The sequence below is a fragment of the Candidatus Arthromitus sp. SFB-mouse-Japan genome (genome assembly GCF_000270205.1).
GTDB lineage: Bacteria > Bacillota > Clostridia > Clostridiales > Clostridiaceae > Dwaynesavagella.
Genome location: NC_015913.1, coordinates 1,256,222 through 1,274,538, shown reverse-complemented (window position 1 = coordinate 1,274,538; position 18,317 = coordinate 1,256,222). Strand labels below are relative to the sequence as shown.

Here is an 18,317-nt window from a genome sequence, read left to right as displayed (position 1 = left end):
TTTTAAAATTATAATTTAAATTCATTGAGATCAGATTTTATTTGACTTATAGTATTATTTAAAGATTCAAAGCTATTTTTAAAAGTTAGTGCATTATCATTTATTTTTGTAATTAAATTTTCTATTTGTTTTATAGAATTTAGATTATATGATGAGCTTGAACTTAAGCTTGTTATACTGTCAATGAGTGTGTTGTTTTTGTTGCTAATTTTATCTGTAAAGAAAGAAATGTTTTTTAAGAAGTTAGTGATATCTTTTACTGATGTGTACATTTCAGATAAATTTGATATAAAAATTTTTGAATTTTCAGAATGAACTTTGAATGTTTCAAAAATTTCTATTGATTCTTTATTTAGTGAATTTATAGTATCACTAATCTTTACTAGTGTTTGTTGTATATAACTAGTTGATTTTATGATATTTTGGGATAGTTCTCCGATTTCTTTCGCGATTACACCAAAACTTTTACCATGCTCTCCTGCAGAGATTGCAACAATTGATGCATTTAAAGAGAGTAATTTTGTTTCATTAGTTATGTTTAAGATATCAGATAGTATTTTGTTTATTTTATCTGATAAGAATTTTAGTTTCTTACACTCAATTTGTTCTATTTTAAATTTTTTAATGAGGGTTGAAATTTCCATAAGGAATATATTAAGTAGGTTATTATTATTTTGGCATATGTTTGTTGCTAATATGTTTGAGTCTAGGGTTTCTTTAATTTCATTTCTAATTTCAAGAATGTTATCAGCAAAATTTTTAATTTCATCTTTTAAAATATGGACTTTTAAATTTACGTCTTCAGTTGATTTAGAAACATTTGTTATAGTTGAGTTTGTTGATTTGATTTTGTGTATAATTTCAATAGAATTTACTTTTGTCTTGGCAATAGAAAATTTTATATATTCAAGATAAATTATGAGATTCAGTATGAATTTTTTGATAATGTCAATACTTTTGACAAGTAATTGTTGTATGCAGTTAAATTCATATCCTGAGAATGAGATATTTTTGTTTATTGATAGAATTTTATTTGATAAGGCCACTACCTGATTTTTGATAATATAAATAGGTTTTAATATATTCCAAAGTGCTACAGTTGATATATAAATGTAGAGAGCTATGAAAAACACACTACATAAAATTATAAAAAAGATATTACTTAAAATTTTAAATCCGTTACGGTAACTTAAGGTATGTGTGGGTATTTTAAAAGCAAGCAGTCCTATAGATTTCCCTGTGCTATCTAATATAGGTGAGTAGAAACTATAGGTATTTTGATTATTATGTATAACCTTTTCACATACGACTCTTTTTAATCTAAAAGATTTAGTTCCTAATTTTGTAATTATGGGGTCACCAATTGGTAAAGATTCATCTGATCCATGTATAAGAAGAAGCTCTTTACCTGTTTTTTCATCTATTTTTGATATATAAATATTTTTTATGTTTAAATTGGTTGAGTAGGTGTTTAAATATTGAAAGAGCCCTTTGTAGCTTTCTGATGTTTTAATAGGATTTTCTATAAAATTTTTGTATGTATTTGAATCCAAATCATAGCTAAGTGACTGGAGGATATTTTTGTAATAATTTATAAATATTTTATCTGATGTTCCTATAATGATTCTGAAGTATATGAATATTGAACATATAATTACGATCAACATTATTCCAAAATTTTGGAGGAGCATTTTTCTAATTAATGATTTTCCTTTTAAACTATTTAAAAATATCTTTTTTATAGTAATAACCTCCTTATATTGGTTTTTGTTTTTTAAAAAGTGATGAAATTAACAAATAACATTAAAAAATCTTTTCTGTTATTATGCACAGAAAAGATGGTTAGTATTAAAAAATTTAAACTTTTGTTGTCTTTTATAAATATAAAATGTTAAAATTTAGTTATATTAGAATCGTAAGGGGGATTTTTATGATAAAAGCAGTTTTATTTGATTTAGATGGAACATTAATTAATACAAATGAGTTAATAATAGAGTCATTTGAACATACTTTTGAGATTTTGAAAAATGAATATCCTAATAGAGATGAAATTATTTCATGGTTTGGAGAGCCTCTGTTTGTAACTATGGGTAAATTCTTTGATGATGTTGATGAAGCTATTGATGTGTATAGAGAATTTAATCTTAAGTATCATGATGAAAGAATTTCTCTATATGACAACACAAAAGAGGTGCTTAATGCATTAAATAAAAAAGGATATAAAGTTGCTATTGTAACTTCTAAGAATAAAAGTACTGCTATAAGGGCTCTAGAACTTTTAGGAATTAAAGATTATTTTGATGTAATAGTTACAAGTGATGATGTTCAAAATCATAAACCTCACAAGGAGCCGGTTTTAAGTGCATGTGATCTTTTATCTATATCTCCTAATGAAGCACTTATGGTTGGAGATTCAATTTATGATATTATAAGTGGACGTGATGCTGGTAGTAAGACTTGTGGTGTTTTATATAGTTTCATGAAGGATGAAATCCTAAAGATGGATGCGGATTATTACATAGAGGGTTTAATGGAAATTTTGGACATTATATAAAAATGCTATCTTAAAATTTTAAGATAGCATTTTTATTATAAAACTTGCCCTATTTGAGAATATTAAATTAAGATAGGAGTGAGTTTATGAATTTAGTTTTAGATAAGCCTATAAAAAATCAAGAAATATTTAATAGCTATAAAAATTTTTTAGAGAGTATAGATATGTCAGATAGAATTGTTATGATTATGACATATGATTTTGATGAAAGAGATTCTGTATTGAATGACTTAATAATTAAGCTTAAATCGTCCAATGCGAGGATACATAATTTTAAGGTTGAAGGTGGGAATCAATCGAATCAATCTATAAAGGGAATATTTAATATTATTGAGTTTATGGAGAAATATGATATCGATACTATAATTGGCATTGGTGAGGATTTTTTAGCAGATCTTATAAAGGGAATCACAGTTTTTTATAACAATAAAAATATAGATAGTCTGCATAAACTTGAAGAAAATAAAATGTTTTTGAGATATGGAAAGTTAAGAGAAACTATTTTTGTTCCAACAACAGGTGGAGGAAGTGAGTGTCATAGATATTTTAAATTAATAGATAGTGATTCTTCTCAAGTTACAATATTTGGAGATCCAATGTGTAAGATAGATAAAATAGTTTTGGATGCAAATATTGCAAAGAGTTCATCTTTAGATTACACAATGTACTATATGTTTTCAGTTATTGTAAATTTAATCGATACTATTTTAAGTGACAATGTTGATAAAGAAAATAAAGAGTTTGCTAGCAATGTTTTAAAAGATGCAGAAATGATTTTAGAAAATGGGGATAGGTTTGGTGGAAGTTTATTATTTCGTGAAACTGTATTAAGGTGTAGTGCGGAGTCATCAAAACTTGTAGATAGATTTGGGTATGGTATATTATATTTATATGGAAATTTAATTGAGAGTGTGTTTTCAATTCCAAGACATAGTATAGATGCTTTGGGTATTGAATTTTTTATAAATGAAATAAGAAAGAGATATTCTATTATGCATTTGTATTCTTACATTAATATAGATTTAAAACTATTTCTCAAGTATAAAAATCAATATGGTGCAATGAATAATCTCAATGAATATAAATTAGATTTAGATATGTTTGATAAGGTTAAGAATCTTGCACTTAATTTTCTTTATCCAAATAAGATAATTGATAAATATGTATCCTTAAATTTTAATGGAAAGATGAATGAAGAGTTATTTGAATACTATTTAAATGGTGTAAATTTTAATTAAAAATGATATAGTTTTTCTATATCATTTTTTTATTGTGAGGTATAAGAGTTGAAAAAGGGAGAAATATTTGAACTGGATATAATTGGATTTAATTTTAAAGGGGAAGGATATGGAGAGATTGATGGAGAAAGATATTTTGTTAAGGGAGCTATACCTTATGAGAAATTGAAGGTGAGGTTTATTAAATCAAAAGGAGGTAGAAAGATTTGTAAGCTTATTGAAGTTCTGTGTAACTCTGAAATAGAGATAGCCTCTTCTTGCGATAAATTTGGAGATTGTGGGGGTTGTACATATTTAAATGTTTCTTATGAGGATCAAATAAGATTCAAGGAAAAAGCTTTAAAAGATATTTTAAAAGAAATTCCGTATGAGGAGTTTCTTGGTATATTAAAATCTCCGAAAGAATTTGAGTATAGAAATAAAATGGAATTTTCTTTTGGAGATGAATTTAAGTGTGGTCCGCTTGAACTTGGTCTTCATAAAAAAGGAAATCCGTTTGGAATTGTTCCAACATATAATTGTAAATTAATAAGTGAAGATTTCAGAAAAATAATGAACTCAACGATTGATTATTTTAGAGAAATTAGAGCAGAGGTATATAAGCTTAAAACTCATACGGGATATTTAAGGAATCTTATTTTAAGAGAAGGAAAAGAGGAAGTACTTCTGGCTATTATTACTTCAAGTCAAAATCATATGGATTTTGGAGATTTTAAGGAGAGGATATTAAGCTTAAAATTACAAAAATCTATTGGAGGAATTGTACATATTGTATCTGATTCATTAAGTGACGCAATAAAACCAAGTAAAATAGAAATAATTTATGGTAATGACTTTATATATGAGGAAATATTTGGTCTTAAATTTAAAGTGAGTATTTTTTCGTTTTTTCAAACAAATACAGAAGGCGTTAAGATTTTATACAATGAAGTGAAAAATAGAGTAGGAAATCCTGAAGGTACTATTCTTGATTTATATTCTGGAGTCGGAACTATTGGACAAGTTTTAAGTAAAAATAATAGAGTTATAGGGATAGAAATTGTTGAAGATGCTGTAAAAATGGCAAAGGAAAATGCAAAGTTAAACAATTTAAATTGTGAGTTTATATGTGGAGATGTTTCGCAGGTTGTTAAAGATATAAAAGATAAAATTTCATTTATTGTTGTTGATCCACCTAGAGCTGGAATTGGGTTAAAAAGTGTGAAAAATATTTGTAAATTCGGTGTCCAAAACATAGTTTATGTTTCATGTAATCCTCAAACTTTATGTGAAGATTTAAAAGAGTTTATAAATAATGGATATAAGGTTAAAAATATTCAAGGTGTGGATATGTTTCCTAATACTTATCACGTTGAGGCAGTAGTATTGATGTCAAGGGTGGATAAGTAAGGGTGTAATAAGATAAGTAAATAAAGGCTTTCCGTGATTTGAGGTCTGGTTCTAAGTCGGAAGGATAATCGCGGATTTTTACTATGAGGGAAGTTATCCAAGATTGGTGAATTTAAAAAGTCATAAGACAATACTGTTATTGATTTGGTGAGTTGATAAGATGGTTGGCAAAATAATGGTGAGTTGACAAGCTTGCTAATAATTTTAATAGTAAGTCATTGTTTTTGCGCCCAAGAAAAATAATGCTTATTGCTATTCATGTTACTGAACTTACTGAAATTAATTCAAAAACTTTCGTTTACAAATCAAACGATGTATGGTACAATCTATTCTAGATATGAAGAATTTTTTTCTAGAAATACGCTATATTGTTCTACAAATGTGGAAGGAGAAATTGTATGGCTATATCATATGATAAGTTGTGGAAGTTATCCATTGATAAAAAATTAAATAAAACTCAACTACGTGATTGCTCTGGTATTACATCTTCTACTTTGGCAAGACTTAGCAAGAATAAAGGGGTTTCTCTTGAAGCCTTAGAGCGTATTTGTCGTGCATTGGATTGCGACATTGGAGATGTTGTTGAATTTATAGAGGATAAGGTGTCATTAGATGAATGAAAAATATACAGTTATTGATTTGTTTTCGGGTGCAGGAGGACTTAGCCAAGGATTTGTGCAAGCAGGATATAAGTTGTTAGCGGGTATTGACTTTGATGATGCCGCATTACAAACATATGCTCATAACATAAAGGGTGCTAAAGCGCTGAAAGAAGACTTGTTTAATGAGGAAGTCGCAATAAGAAATATTGAAAAAGCAATAAGTAATAACGAAGTGGATGTTATTATCGCAGGGCCTCCTTGTCAAGGATTTAGCCTCACAGGTAGTAGAGATATTAATGATTCAAGAAATAAACTATATGTTGCGGTAGTTCATGCCGTGCAGCATTTTAGACCTAAGGCATTTATGATTGAAAATGTGCCAGGGATGGCAACTTTATATAAAGGGGCTGTAAAGCAACAAATCATTAATACTTTCGAGGACATGGGTTATGCAGTAACAGTTACTGACTCACCGTTATTAGCTGCCGACTATGGAGTTCCACAATTTCGTAAAAGAATGTTTTTTGTTGGATACCGTAAAAATCTAGGATATGACTACTTTAAGTTTCCAGAACCTTTACTCGATGCTGAACATTATATTGGGACTGCTGATGCAATTTCCGATTTACCCTCATTGGTTGATGAATTAGGTAGTGAGATTATGGATTATATAAATGAGCCTCAAAGCGATTACCAAAAGCTAATGAGAATTGATTCTGACGTTATTTTTAATCATGTTGGAACGAACCATACTAAAGAAGTTAAATGGGTTATTAGTCAAGTTCCTGAGGGTGGAAACCATAAGGATTTACCACCTGGAGTTGGAGAATCAAGAAAATTTAATGAAGCGTGGACAAGATATCATAGTAAAAGACCATCTAAAACCATTGACACTGGACATCGAAATCATTTCCATTATAAGTGGAATCGAGTGCCCACTGTAAGGGAAAATGCTAGACTACAGTCATTTCCAGATAGGTTTAAGTTTTTAGGAACGAAAACACAACAAAATAAGCAAGTTGGCAATGCAGTTCCACCACTTTTGGCTCAAGCTGTAGGATTGAAGATGAAGGAACACTTAGATTCAATAAAAAAAGTTTCTAAGGAGGTAGCAAATGAAGAAGTTAAACAATATTGAGTTATTTGCCGGAGTAGGTGGGCTTCTAGATGGTTTTGAAAAAACAAATTCTTACAACCTTATTGCTGCTGTTGAATGGATGAAACCTCAAGTACGTACTTTAGTAAGAAGACTAGAAACTAAATATCATATTGAAGATGCGAAATATAAGGTTCTTAACTTTGATATACAACGAACTGATGAGTTATTGTACGGTTGGAAAGGTGATAAAGATTTTGGAGATGGGCCAGGATTAGTTAGCTTAGTAGGAGGGGAAAAAGTTGATGTCATTTCCGGTGGACCACCGTGTCAGGCATACTCTGTAGCAGGAAGAATTCGTGACGAAAATGGCATGAAAGACGATTATCGTAATTTTCTTTTTGAGGCTTATATTCGAGTGGTTAATCATTTTCGACCCAAAATTATTGTTTTTGAAAATGTCGAGGGGATATTATCAGCCATTCCAACAGGTGAGAGAATAGTTGACTTAATTCGTGATGCTTTTGATAAATTGGGATATGAAATAATAAACGATTTAAGAAAATACGCATTATTGGACTTAACAGAATACGGAATTCCTCAAAAAAGAAAGCGAGTTATAATAATTGGTATAAGACGTGATGTTAAAAACGTCAACTATCAAGAGTTACTTAGAAATTTTTATGGGCATACATTAATTTCAGAGAAAGTAAAAGTCGTATCCACTGTAAGGGATGCAATTTCTGATTTACCTCAGATTTATCCATTAGATGAACCAATGAAACTTAATGCATATGACAACTCTAATGGTATAAATGGTCATTCAGCTCGATTCCATAGCAAGCGCGATCAAGAAATTTTTTATAGACTGGCAAAAGACATTGAGAAAGGTGAATTTAAATATGATTCATCCGAAAAACTAATAGAACTATATTATGAGCAAACTGGAAACAGAACAAACGTACACAAATATCATGTGTTACGGTGGGATGAGCCGAGCAATACTATCCCGGCACATTTAAAAAAGGATGGATTGCGACATATACACCCTGACCCCAATCAAAAACGTTCAATTACTGTGAGAGAAGCTGCAAGATTACAAACTTTCGATGATGATTTTGAATTCAATGAATCACAAATGGCAAATTTTGAAATGATAGGAAATGCAGTTCCTCCGCTATTTGCAGAAAAGTTAGGGAGACTTATTCCAATCTTAATATCAGATGTTGCAAAGCAAGAAAAAAAGAGTGAGTCATGATTATGACAAACTCTTTTTGTTTTAGACTGAAAAATCAGCATAATAAACACCCTCTTCAATTAATGACAGAGTAATTGTGGTTCTACCATAGTCTTCAAGAGTACTCATTTTTATCACTTCGTCAATGTCAACGTTTAAGCGTCGTCTGATGTATCGTCCTAGTATACTTTTCTTTGATATGCGCTCTCCATTTAAGAAAGGCTGTTTTGAAGAAAATGAAGCAAGTTGTTTAGGATATTTTTTTTCATTATATTTTTGAACACCTTCTAAGGAGGCTTCCATTATAGTTCCGTCATCCCAAATTAGCTCAATCGGGTCTGAATTCCTTTTTCGTCTGCCATCAGGTGTGGTAAATTCAGGATCGAACGCTTTAAATAATGATGGGTTTGTTTTAATTATTTTTTTAGGAAGACGAATATAAGCATCTCCGGGTGCAACGTGAGAACTACTACTTAGTCGAGCAAGACCCCAGTTTAATCCACTTGAGGTTGGAACTTCTTTTATATTATTTCGGACAGAATAAAGAGGTATATCAGCACTAAATTTCTTATGTACATCAACAGGAAGTTCTGAACCTGGAATATTAGAAAAATCAATTACTTCTTGATTTCTATTAATTATAGGGACTTCAGATGAATGTTCTAATATAAAATTGTAGTATATTTCAAGTGGGTTAAATGTATCACGCGTTGCATCTGCGAGAGACTCTCGGTAGTCCGTACGTAGCCCGTTTGAAGAAAAATTAGCTGATCCTATTAATGCAGATAAGGTTTTTCCGTTTCGCTTCCAGATATAAATTTTCGAATGAATTTCTTGTTCTGCGTACTTTATAGTTAGTGATGAATTCTGCTCTTTGATTTTTTCTAAAGAATTGAGTAAACGTACATCGATACCCGAGGGATACATCCCTCCGATAACAGTAGTTTTCATTTTTGATAATTCTGATAATCTTTCAACGGGGGCAGGACCTAAATATCCACTAATAATAATCAATTCATCGGGTTCTTCTGATAACAGCTCGTGTTTTGAGAAAACAACCTCTTCTAATCCTGTATAATATAACATATTTAACTCCTTTCATGATTTGTATTGTTGTCATACTCGTAATATAACAACAATTTTTAATACATTTCTTTGATCATTTTTAATCTGTGAATTTAAATATAGATGAGCAAATGAACAAGCAACGAAACTATATTATTTGCTTCTGTCATTTATAGTTTCCATTATATCTTCTAGCTTACAATCAAGCGATTCGCATATTTTAAGCAGAATATCCGTAGTGATATTCTCGCCTTTACCAAGCTTTGCTATGGATGCGGCACTTATTCCGGTGGCATTCTTTAAATCTTGTTTGTTCATATTTTTATCAATTAACATTTTCCAAAGTTTGTTATAACTGATTCTCATTTTCTAATCTCCTTATTCCTTCGCTGGATTTTCCAGTTAAATACTTTTTCAAGAGTTTCACATCTTTACTTATATCTCGCGGTTTTATTCTTTTAATTACCTTTTCTTCAACCTCGGGTGTCCAATAAATTCGCAACTTTTCTCTAGTTCTTGTGATAGCAGTATAGAATATATTGTGTGTTACAAGTTCTTCTACCTCGTCGGTAATAACAATCTTTACAGAGTTGTATTCTAATCCCTGTGCTTTATGAATGGATACTGCATATGCAACTTGAAACGGAACTATTGTTCTGGAATTTTGGTCATCTCCATCTTCATCAACGCTTTTTAATTTGTGTACATAAAACCTGATTAATGATTTTTCTTCGCCCTCGTAGCATTCAAGCAATTGAAAATCACGGAACATAGCATCGCTTTCGTCTATTTCTTTTGGAATCTCAACATCAAACTGTATGCGTTCTTCGATAGTTCCTGCATCAATGATTTCTACTCCTTGGATGATGCCTTTCATGTTGTTGTGTATGTCGGGGCGAAATCTGTCAGAGTCAAGGAAGAGAATAGGGTCTCCAATTTTGTACTGTTGGATATCCCAAGTGACAGCAGGGTTAGGATTGCTTTCTTGCAAGAATCTGTTGATGTTGTTGATTCCATATAAGCCATCATAATTTAGGCAGAGGATAGCCTCGCCTGATTCAAGTGAAGAGAGTAGGGTTTCATCAACTTTTAATGAGTAACTTTCTCTCTCGATGGTTTCTTTTGCAGTTTCCTCCATGTGTCTTACTTTATCCCAAAGTTCAAGTAAGTACGGATCCTGTGTACGGTGAGGCTTGGTAAGTTCAAAAACAGCACATTCAGGCAAGAATGATTTTAGTACCGAGAACCAATTGCCAAATTGAATTGCATCTATCTGATAAGTATCTCCGACTAGTAAAAGCATTTCGAAATTTGCTTTTAGCAATATCTCAACCATATCTTTATTGCTAACGGTACTACATTCATCGATAACTAATAATTTGTATTCTGCAAAAGGAGAGCCTTGGTGTTTAAAACTTTCAATTGTTGAAAAAGTTGTTTTTTCAGCATCAATCTTTCTCATTAGGTTCTCTTTTGCAGGATTTGTCTGAGTTAGGTATAATTTTTCTGCATCATTTAAATAGTGTGAAACATGGTTTATCAGCGTTGATTTACCTACACCCGCAGAACCATATATTACCCCAACTCTTGATTCTGAAAATATACGCCTGATGATATCCTTCTTTTCGTCACAGTCAATTTCGTAATCATCAAATAGTAGCCAAAAATCAACATCGTCACTGTAATTTTCAATGCCTGATTCAGCCAACTCCTGTAATTTCTCAATTACCTTGCAAGTATCAAGCTTGTAATCGTTTATAAATACTTGATTGTGTTCAAGCATCAAATCACTTGTAGGTCTGTGCCCCAGCCAGAGACTATCGTTATATTTTTCTATGAGTCTTTTATAATCGGAGAAGTTACTTAGTTCATCAATATCGGTAAATAGCTGACCTTTACCTTCTGTATTATTCCTTATAAATCTAGCGAACAATTCAGGACGTTTATCCTTACAAGGAATACAATCGAATACTGCTCCTAATTTTGGATTATGTCCAACAGGGGATCTGTTAAACGGTAAAGAATCAAACTGCTTGCAACCATTTGCTAAATACAAACCAGAAAGATGACTATTACCAGCATTTATCCACTCTTCATAATATTTGCTATAGTAGCCAGATGAATATTGGTTTTTAATTATAACATTGTTCATATTATAAAGAAGATATCGCAGCACATTTTGTCCATTACGACCATTTCGTATAAGATTTCTGCAATAATCTAAAATTGGAATAAATGCCGAAGATTTAAGGTTATTTTTCCATTCGAGAGTAATCCTATCATATGCCTTATCTGGGAAGTCCATTAGATCAGTCAGAGTAAATTTCTTTTTAGTAAGAAACTCACAGATTAATCGTTGTTCTGGGTAAGGTACTCTTTTTTTCTCACCTTTTATTAGCGAAATAAAATTTTGAAATTCACAATCGCGGATGGAAACTTCCCAACCATCAATAATAATGATAGGCATAGTTTTTCCTAATATTTCGATAGTTTCTTGTATGAGATGAAACTTCGATGCGTAGTTGCTTTTGATTGGCAGTTTGGTAAAAGCAATTACTCTGTTAGATTTAGATTTATTCTTCCTATCATCTATAGGAGTAAATGTGATTTCATAATATATTTTTCTGTTTACAAACAGTGGTTTTATCTTTTGAATATAATATTTATCCTTGCTATCAGTATGTAATGCCGCAGGATGTCGTTCTATTTTTTCGGAAATCTTTTTATAGTATTTCTGCAGAGTATCATCCAAATGCAGAGGAAATTTTTCTATGTTGTGTAATACCTCAATACCGTAGTAGTGGCTAAGAAGATTCTTTGCCTCTAACAAGTATTGGTAATACTTCAGCATCAGTCGTTCTGAGCCATCTTCATCTAAAGTATATTGTGTAGTTACAATTTGCAAATAGTTGCGAAATCTATATAAAGTATATAGTTCACTGTTTATTTGAGCAAACTCAACTGCCTTTGCTATATTTTCTTCGTTAATAGGGATATCCGAACCATTCGCATAAAACTTAAGCATTATATGATTCACGAACTTCATTAACTGTTCCAAAATATCCTGAGACATAGCACCGCGAGATGAGTCCTCAATACTATCAAGGTGTCTACATATTACGTTATCTATTTTTCTAATGGAATCATCAATTGATGGCATTGTATCCTCCTCTCTGTATGTTAAAATTCTCCCTCATCCCAGTCATCTATAAAAGCTTCATATGGAAACGCTCTGGCAAATAAGTCTGGATGAAGCTTTACATATAAATTTCGTATTTTTGTTCTTGTGCTTTTGAAAAAGGACGATTTATGGTTAACAGTAAAAAAGCTGTTACTTACATTGTTTAATTCTCCGAGCAAACTAAAAACATATGACTTTAAAGTTAGATCAAGAAAAGCATCTGCTTTTGAATTCCATTTTAATTCATACAATTCTTGTATTTTGCTAGGCAGTGTCATATCGATTAATGAGGTAGCATAGTTTTCACCTATCAGTGTAAACATAATTTCATCATAATCTGTTGTAAACTCTTGAAGTAGCATTTTATCCTCTGAAGAATAAGGATATTCCTCGGAAGGTTGTTCTTCAGGGAGCTCAATGAACTCTGTACCGGTATCCTTTTTGGATGCCGGTTTTTTTCTTTTTGTCTCAGCAGCATTCCTTATTATGGTTGCAAATAGTTCGGCAATTTCATCACCAACGTTATTAATATTAATATTTGGCAAATATTGAACAAAACGCTGGCATAGGGCTATCTGAACTGCTTCTTCTGTATCAAAGATAAAAGAGGAAAACTCAACAGGATCGATGTATGGAACCATCGCCTTTGATATTTTGCTGATGCTTGTTGAACCATTGGAATAAGCTTTGAAAGTTGAATCTTTGTAATCATTGAGAATGTCTTTTCCACTTTCGGTAAGTATGGTATCAAAGAGTGTTTTTACATAAGTATGAACACCACTTTTCCCACCGATTATTGGTCGTGTTATGTTTACAAATTCTACAAAGTTCATCTATTCTATCTCCTTATATTGAAGCCTACCTGTCACTACCAAGTTCTACCGACCCAACAATCTATAATGAGAATTGTAAAAAGCAAACAGCGAATGCTTGATACTTGTGAAGCTGTATTAAGAAATTACTCTAAATTATATTATATCAGAAAAAGATACAAAAATCTACACTTTCACATCTTATTAATATGCATTTGCAGAGAAAATTTATAAAAACGTACAATTGCGATTCTCTTCTTGCTTTTAGTTGAGTTCATACAGTGGATTCAACTAAGTGACGTAAGCACTAAAAAAATTTGCGAAAGTAAAAATATGATTTCTTACGCTGAGATTGTGAATGAGGAAAGGAGGTGTCTGAATGACAAAACGTAATTCGAAGCAAACATCAAAAAGAATTGCATCAAAAGCAAGCAAAATCCTTAGTGATGGACGCTACAGTAAGAAAGCCAAGTCGGTTGCTGGCAGTGCTTTAAGTCAAACAAGACCAAGCAAGAAAAAGTAATTTTCAAAACAAATGATATGTAGAGACAGATTTGAATAATCAGCCTACCTATCCTCCCTAAAGGAGAAGTTTATCTAGAGCGATTATCGCTCAACAAAATCAATCTCAAAGTCCTAGTGCGCATACGGACGGCGGGATGCATAAAGAGTTCAGAACGCAGTGATAAAGACTGTGTTTGGAATGAAGATGCACCCACCGTTATTTCGTGCGCCCTTTTTTAGGACAAGCGGAGTCTGTGGTCATCTTCATCACAGGCTCTTTTTGTATTCCGCCGCCCAATGACTAGGCGGAAAGGAATACTTTATGAAGATTCGAGTTTTATATGAAGACAACATCAAAAATGGTCACAAGAACTATACCACGATTGAAATTCCAGATGGAGATTACAGCGTCATGCTGGATATCGACTATGAGCAACGTCTTGCAGAGGCAAAGCCTGAAAAGAAGGCAGAGGTGAAACGCTGCGAGACTCTACAAGAAATGTTCGACCTCATGAACAACAAGGAATATAAGCATTGGCGTCGCTACCATAGGCACCTTGGCAATCCCAAGACACCTTATCGAAAAGATGATGAAGTTGAAATAGATGTCATGGATACTTTCGCTGATAACTCTCAAGAGATAGAACGCAATCACCAAGATGAGTACGAATCTGTCTGCAAATGGATACGTACCGCTCTTGGTAAAAAACAGGACTGGGCAGATATGTTCATTGCAGTACGCATTGACGGTATGTCGATTCGAGAATATGCCAGTTCCATCGGTGTAAGTGAAAACAACATTACTCAGAAATTAAAGCGGGCAACAAAGAAATTAGAACAAGAATATAAAAACCGTCAGATTTGACCTTCTCCCAAGGCTACTAGGTAGGAGGTCAAGACCTCCAAAAAATACAAGGAGGTAATTTGAATGGAATTACAAGTTTACAAAAATGCAGAGTTCGGCTCTGTACGTACTACAACGATTGGCGGTCAACCTTATTTTGTCGGTAAGGATGTAGCTGGTATTCTTGGTTACTCAAATACTCGCAAAGCTTTAATTGACCACATTGATGAAGAGGACAAGGGAGTAACGAAATGTGACACCCTTGGTGGAAAACAGGATTTGATTATCATCAATGAATCCGGTCTCTACAGCCTCATCCTCTCAAGCAAGATGCCAAATGCTAAAAAGTTTAAGCGCTGGGTCACTAGTGTAGTCCTCCCTGCTATTCGTAAACACGGACTATATGCTACGGATGATTTAATCGCAAATCCTGACCTTGCCATTGCTGCTTTTACTGCACTGAAAGAGGAACGTGAAAAGAACAGGGAATTGATGGCAGCCGTTGCGATTGGTCAGCAGCAGATTGCTGAGATGAAACCAAAGGCTACTTACTATGATGTGGTTCTTAAATGCAGGGATGCAGTCAATATTTCTGTGATTGCCAAAGATTATGGATGGAGTGCCATGCGCATGAACGAATACCTTCATGAAAAAGGGATTCAGTTTAAACAAGGTGATATTTGGCTTCTCTATCAAAAGTATGCTCCAAACGGATATACCAAAACCAATACTCACATTTATGAAGATAGTAAAGGTATCCAACATACGAAAGTGCATACCAAGTGGACACAAAAAGGAAGGCTCTTTATCTATGAACAGCTAAAGGCGGATGGTGTTTATCCGCAGATTGAGATGGAGGTGTGATATGGGAATCAATATGAAAAATCCAGAAGGGTATCATGACCCAACTCCCCATAAAGCACTTAGCAATATCACCCGTGAGGAAAAGGCAGCAGCAAAAGCTGCCTTTAAGCCCCTTGTCTATATTTGCTCTCCCTTTAGTGGTGATATTGAAAACAACAATAAGCGCACACGAGCATTTTGCCGTTTTGCTTTAGATAAGGGCAATATCCCACTTGCTCCTCACCTTCTGTTTCCACAGTTTATGGATGACAGCAATGAGAAAGAGCGCGATCTCGCTATTTTCATGGATATTATCCTGATGGGCAAATGTCAAGAAGTCTGGGTTTTAGGTGATGTGATTTCAAGAGGTATGAGTATTGAAATCGAAAAAGCAAAGAAACGCAGACAGCCGGTCAGATACTTTAATAAAGATTTCAAGGAGGTAGAGTCTCTATGAAAATTGCATACGGCAACAGCCGAATGGATAAGAAATGGAAAAACACAGACATCAGCTGGGAGGACTTCTGCTCTCGTGTTAAGACCACGCAGCGTACCACTGAAACCGTAGAAGAATATCGAAAAATGAGAAAAGGTGGTCAGGATTCCATTAAAGATGTCGGCGGTTTTGTTGGCGGATATTTAAAAGATGGCAGACGTAAAAAAGGGAATGTTCTATCACGCTCCATGCTCACTCTTGATATGGATTATGGCACAAGTACTATCTGGGAAGAAATCTCTACCTTCTTCCCTTATCAGTGTTGCATCTATTCTACTCATAAGCATATTCCAGAAAATCCAAGACTAAGGCTGATCATTCCTCTCTTCCGTGATGTGGGAGAGGAAGAGTATGCAGCTGTTAGTCGCATGGTCGCAAAAGAAATAGGCATAGACGGTACTATTCATCGTTCCAGGGATATTAATGATTGTGAATAAAGAAAACTTTGCAGATATCGGCTTCAGAAAGGACAAGATTCTGCAACAAATAGGCATTGGAGTGTTACTTGCTTTTGCCATGTCATTAGTTTTAACTGTCGTGCCAATTTTGTTGGGGTTTAAAGATATGGTTGGAAATATAACGTATACCCAAACATGGAAAATTGTCTATCAATTTGTTTATGCAATATTGGGAGTAGCCCTTGCAGAAGAATTGATTTTTAGAGGTTACATATTTAATAAACTTTTAGAAATCAAGGACTCGAAATGGTTTGCAATAATAATATCATCTGTGTTGTTTGGATTATTTCATATATTTAATGGGAATATTATTCAGATTTTTATGACAGCATTTATTGGATTTCTCTACTGTGTATTTAGAGAAAAAATAAAAGGATGCACTTTAATCTCCTTAATCATTGCTCATGGTATATATGATGCAATGATTGTATTGTGGGTTTCAATATTATAAATGGTATATAACAGAGGAGAATGTGGATGAATAGTTTCGATGTTTTGACTAAATGCAATTCTAGGAGTGAATGTTAAAGGAACAAAAATTCCAACTTTAAAGAGCTAACTATTCGCATAAATATTAAGTAATGGATATATTCCCACATACGCAAGCTCTCAGTGGATATCTTCCCTCAAACACAATAGTCTTCAGGTTACTAATTTTTGACAGCTATGCCTTCCTCTCAAAACACGTTGAGTGCATAGTATTGATGTCAAAATCTGAAAAATAAAGTGTAATAGTGATTAATATAAAAGGATTTTGATAGATTACTAAATAATAGATGAAGTGAAAGAAAATTATGATGTAATTATTCAATTTACAATATGTTATAATTATAGATGAAAACATCAAAATTAGTAAATGTTAAATGGTAGTAATTGTATATTGAGTTTTTGTATTAAGATATTTATTCATTTAATTTTGTCATCTCAAAGTAATTTTGTTTGTTTTAGTCTTTTGATAGAATTACAAGACTAGGAGTAGTGTATGTTAGGCGTAATATGTGTAATTATGTAAAGGAGGAAATATAGATGTATGATATCATTATTATTGGAGCGGGACCTGCAGGTATTAGTGCGGCGATTTACGGTAAAAGCAGAGGAAAAAGTGTTTTAGTTTTGGAGAAAAACAGGGTTGGTGGTTTGATTGGAAGCGTGTCTACTGTCACGCACTATACTGCAATCGTTAAGGAAGAGACTGGAAAAACTTTTGCTAAACGTATGGAAGAACAGGTATTTAATATAGGTGTGGAAATTCGATATGAAACTGTAACTGATGTTACACTTAGAGGTGAAATTAAAAAGGTTGTAACAGATAAAGGATCTTATAAAACTAAAACTATGATTTTGGCAAATGGCGGATCAGGACGTATGCTTGGTATACCAGGTGAAAATTTGAATGGTGTTCGCTTAAATGCACCAAAGGATGGTCCAAATTATCATGGGAAAACAGTCTATGTTATAGGAGGAGCAGATGGTGCGATTAAAGAAGCTCTTTATCTTGCTAAAACTGCATCTAAAGTTGTTATTGTATGTGTGGAAGATGCGTTGTCGTGTATACAGGAATTTAAGGATAAGATAAATACTTGTAATAATATTGAAATCATTCCTCATTCTAGTCTTACTGCAGTATATGGAAATGAATCAATTGAGGAATTAGAATTTACTGACAACAAAACGGGTGAAAAGCATATTGTAAAGGATAAAACGTGTGGTGTATTTGTTTATGCTGGTATTGTTCCAAATACACAGATGTATGGGGAATTAAAGCTAGATGGTGGATATATTCCGGTAGATAATGCGATGCGTACAGAAATTTCTGGTGTTTTTGCAGCGGGAGATATTTGTGTAAAAAATATAAGACAGGTAGCTACAGCTGTTGCTGATGGGGCAATTGCAGGGATTCAGGCAGCATCTATGTGCTAATTTATATGCAGTTACTGTAAAAAATTATAAATGTTTATTTAAAAATATATAACTGAATGTATAAGACTTTCTCGATGG

At 32.8% G+C, this 18,317-nt stretch carries 17 protein-coding genes and 1 pseudogene; 13 read left to right on the top strand and 5 right to left on the bottom strand.

Going from position 1 to position 18,317, the window contains the following annotated elements; genetic code table 11:
* Window positions 1-8: 8 nt before the first annotated feature.
* Entirely contained in the window at window positions 9-1,667 is a 1,659-nt protein-coding gene (locus SFBM_RS06095) for a methyl-accepting chemotaxis protein (RefSeq protein ID WP_242821343.1), read from the bottom strand.
* Window positions 1,668-1,930: 263 nt separating this feature from the next.
* Here SFBM_RS06095 and ppaX point away from each other — a divergent pair, with 263 nt between their 5' ends.
* The 6 genes from ppaX (at window position 1,931) to SFBM_RS06065 (ending at window position 8,137) form a co-directional block, all read left to right on the top strand.
* Complete coding sequence (gene ppaX, locus SFBM_RS06090; protein WP_007441912.1) at window positions 1,931-2,554, top strand: pyrophosphatase PpaX; 624 nt, start codon at window positions 1,931-1,933, stop codon at window positions 2,552-2,554.
* Window positions 2,555-2,640: 86 nt separating this feature from the next.
* Window positions 2,641-3,792: an iron-containing alcohol dehydrogenase gene (locus tag SFBM_RS06085; protein WP_005805523.1), complete on the top strand. Its 1,152-nt coding sequence runs from the start codon at window positions 2,641-2,643 to the stop codon at window positions 3,790-3,792.
* 48 nt (window positions 3,793-3,840) lie between these two features.
* On the top strand, window positions 3,841-5,181 hold the full coding sequence (rlmD, locus tag SFBM_RS06080) for a 23S rRNA (uracil(1939)-C(5))-methyltransferase RlmD (protein ID WP_014018038.1): 1,341 nt from the start codon (window positions 3,841-3,843) through the stop codon (window positions 5,179-5,181).
* A 398-nt stretch (window positions 5,182-5,579) separates the two neighbouring features.
* Window positions 5,580-5,801 carry a helix-turn-helix domain-containing protein gene (locus tag SFBM_RS06075; protein WP_014018037.1) on the top strand — a complete coding sequence of 74 codons (222 nt, stop codon included), beginning with the start codon at window positions 5,580-5,582 and terminating at the stop codon, window positions 5,799-5,801.
* The gene (locus SFBM_RS06070) at window positions 5,794-6,921 is read left to right on the top strand and encodes a DNA cytosine methyltransferase (RefSeq protein WP_014018036.1); all 1,128 of its coding nucleotides are present in this window, start codon (window positions 5,794-5,796) and stop codon (window positions 6,919-6,921) included. Before SFBM_RS06075 ends, SFBM_RS06070 begins: the two co-directional genes overlap by 8 nt.
* Entirely contained in the window at window positions 6,899-8,137 is a 1,239-nt protein-coding gene (locus SFBM_RS06065) for a DNA cytosine methyltransferase (RefSeq protein ID WP_014018035.1), read from the top strand. Before SFBM_RS06070 ends, SFBM_RS06065 begins: the two co-directional genes overlap by 23 nt.
* Window positions 8,138-8,158: 21 nt before the next feature.
* Here SFBM_RS06065 and SFBM_RS06060 read toward each other — a convergent pair whose 3' ends face one another.
* The 4 genes from SFBM_RS06060 to SFBM_RS06045 form a co-directional block, all read right to left on the bottom strand.
* Window positions 8,159-9,202 carry a restriction endonuclease PLD domain-containing protein gene (locus tag SFBM_RS06060; RefSeq protein ID WP_014018034.1) on the bottom strand — a complete coding sequence of 348 codons (1,044 nt, stop codon included), beginning with the start codon at window positions 9,200-9,202 and terminating at the stop codon, window positions 8,159-8,161.
* A gap of 132 nt (window positions 9,203-9,334) precedes the next feature.
* Window positions 9,335-9,547, bottom strand: a complete 213-nt coding sequence (locus SFBM_RS06055) for a helix-turn-helix domain-containing protein (protein ID WP_014018033.1) — start codon at window positions 9,545-9,547, stop codon at window positions 9,335-9,337.
* The gene (locus SFBM_RS08210) at window positions 9,531-12,341 is read right to left on the bottom strand and encodes an ATP-dependent DNA helicase (protein ID WP_014018032.1); all 2,811 of its coding nucleotides are present in this window, start codon (window positions 12,339-12,341) and stop codon (window positions 9,531-9,533) included. Before SFBM_RS08210 ends, SFBM_RS06055 begins: the two co-directional genes overlap by 17 nt.
* A gap of 20 nt (window positions 12,342-12,361) precedes the next feature.
* The gene (locus tag SFBM_RS06045; protein ID WP_014018031.1) at window positions 12,362-13,195 is read right to left on the bottom strand and encodes a hypothetical protein; all 834 of its coding nucleotides are present in this window, start codon (window positions 13,193-13,195) and stop codon (window positions 12,362-12,364) included.
* Window positions 13,196-13,553: 358 nt separating this feature from the next.
* Between SFBM_RS06045 and SFBM_RS08065 the strand changes: the two genes are divergently transcribed.
* The 7 genes and pseudogenes from SFBM_RS08065 (at window position 13,554) to SFBM_RS06015 (ending at window position 18,239) form a co-directional block, all read left to right on the top strand.
* Window positions 13,554-13,697, top strand: coding sequence for a hypothetical protein (locus SFBM_RS08065; protein WP_014018030.1), 144 nt, complete (start codon window positions 13,554-13,556; stop codon window positions 13,695-13,697).
* A gap of 303 nt (window positions 13,698-14,000) precedes the next feature.
* Window positions 14,001-14,543 (top strand): RNA polymerase sigma factor, encoded by a 543-nt coding sequence (locus SFBM_RS06040; protein WP_014018029.1) that lies wholly within the window; start codon window positions 14,001-14,003, stop codon window positions 14,541-14,543.
* Between the two features lie 63 nt (window positions 14,544-14,606).
* On the top strand, window positions 14,607-15,386 hold the full coding sequence (locus SFBM_RS06035) for a phage antirepressor KilAC domain-containing protein (RefSeq protein ID WP_014018028.1): 780 nt from the start codon (window positions 14,607-14,609) through the stop codon (window positions 15,384-15,386).
* 1 nt (window position 15,387) lies between these two features.
* A complete protein-coding gene (locus SFBM_RS06030; protein WP_014018027.1) occupies window positions 15,388-15,822 on the top strand; it encodes a DUF7768 domain-containing protein in 435 nt (144 codons plus the stop codon).
* Window positions 15,819-16,256, top strand: a pseudogene (locus SFBM_RS06025) (hypothetical protein); the annotation flags it as partial. The gene SFBM_RS06030 and the pseudogene SFBM_RS06025, both read left to right, overlap by 4 nt.
* 28 nt (window positions 16,257-16,284) lie before the next feature.
* A complete protein-coding gene (locus SFBM_RS06020) occupies window positions 16,285-16,770 on the top strand; it encodes a CPBP family intramembrane glutamic endopeptidase (RefSeq protein WP_014018026.1) in 486 nt (161 codons plus the stop codon).
* Window positions 16,771-17,345: 575 nt separating this feature from the next.
* Window positions 17,346-18,239, top strand: a complete 894-nt coding sequence (locus tag SFBM_RS06015) for an NAD(P)/FAD-dependent oxidoreductase (protein WP_014018025.1) — start codon at window positions 17,346-17,348, stop codon at window positions 18,237-18,239.
* Window positions 18,240-18,317 lie beyond the last annotated feature (78 nt).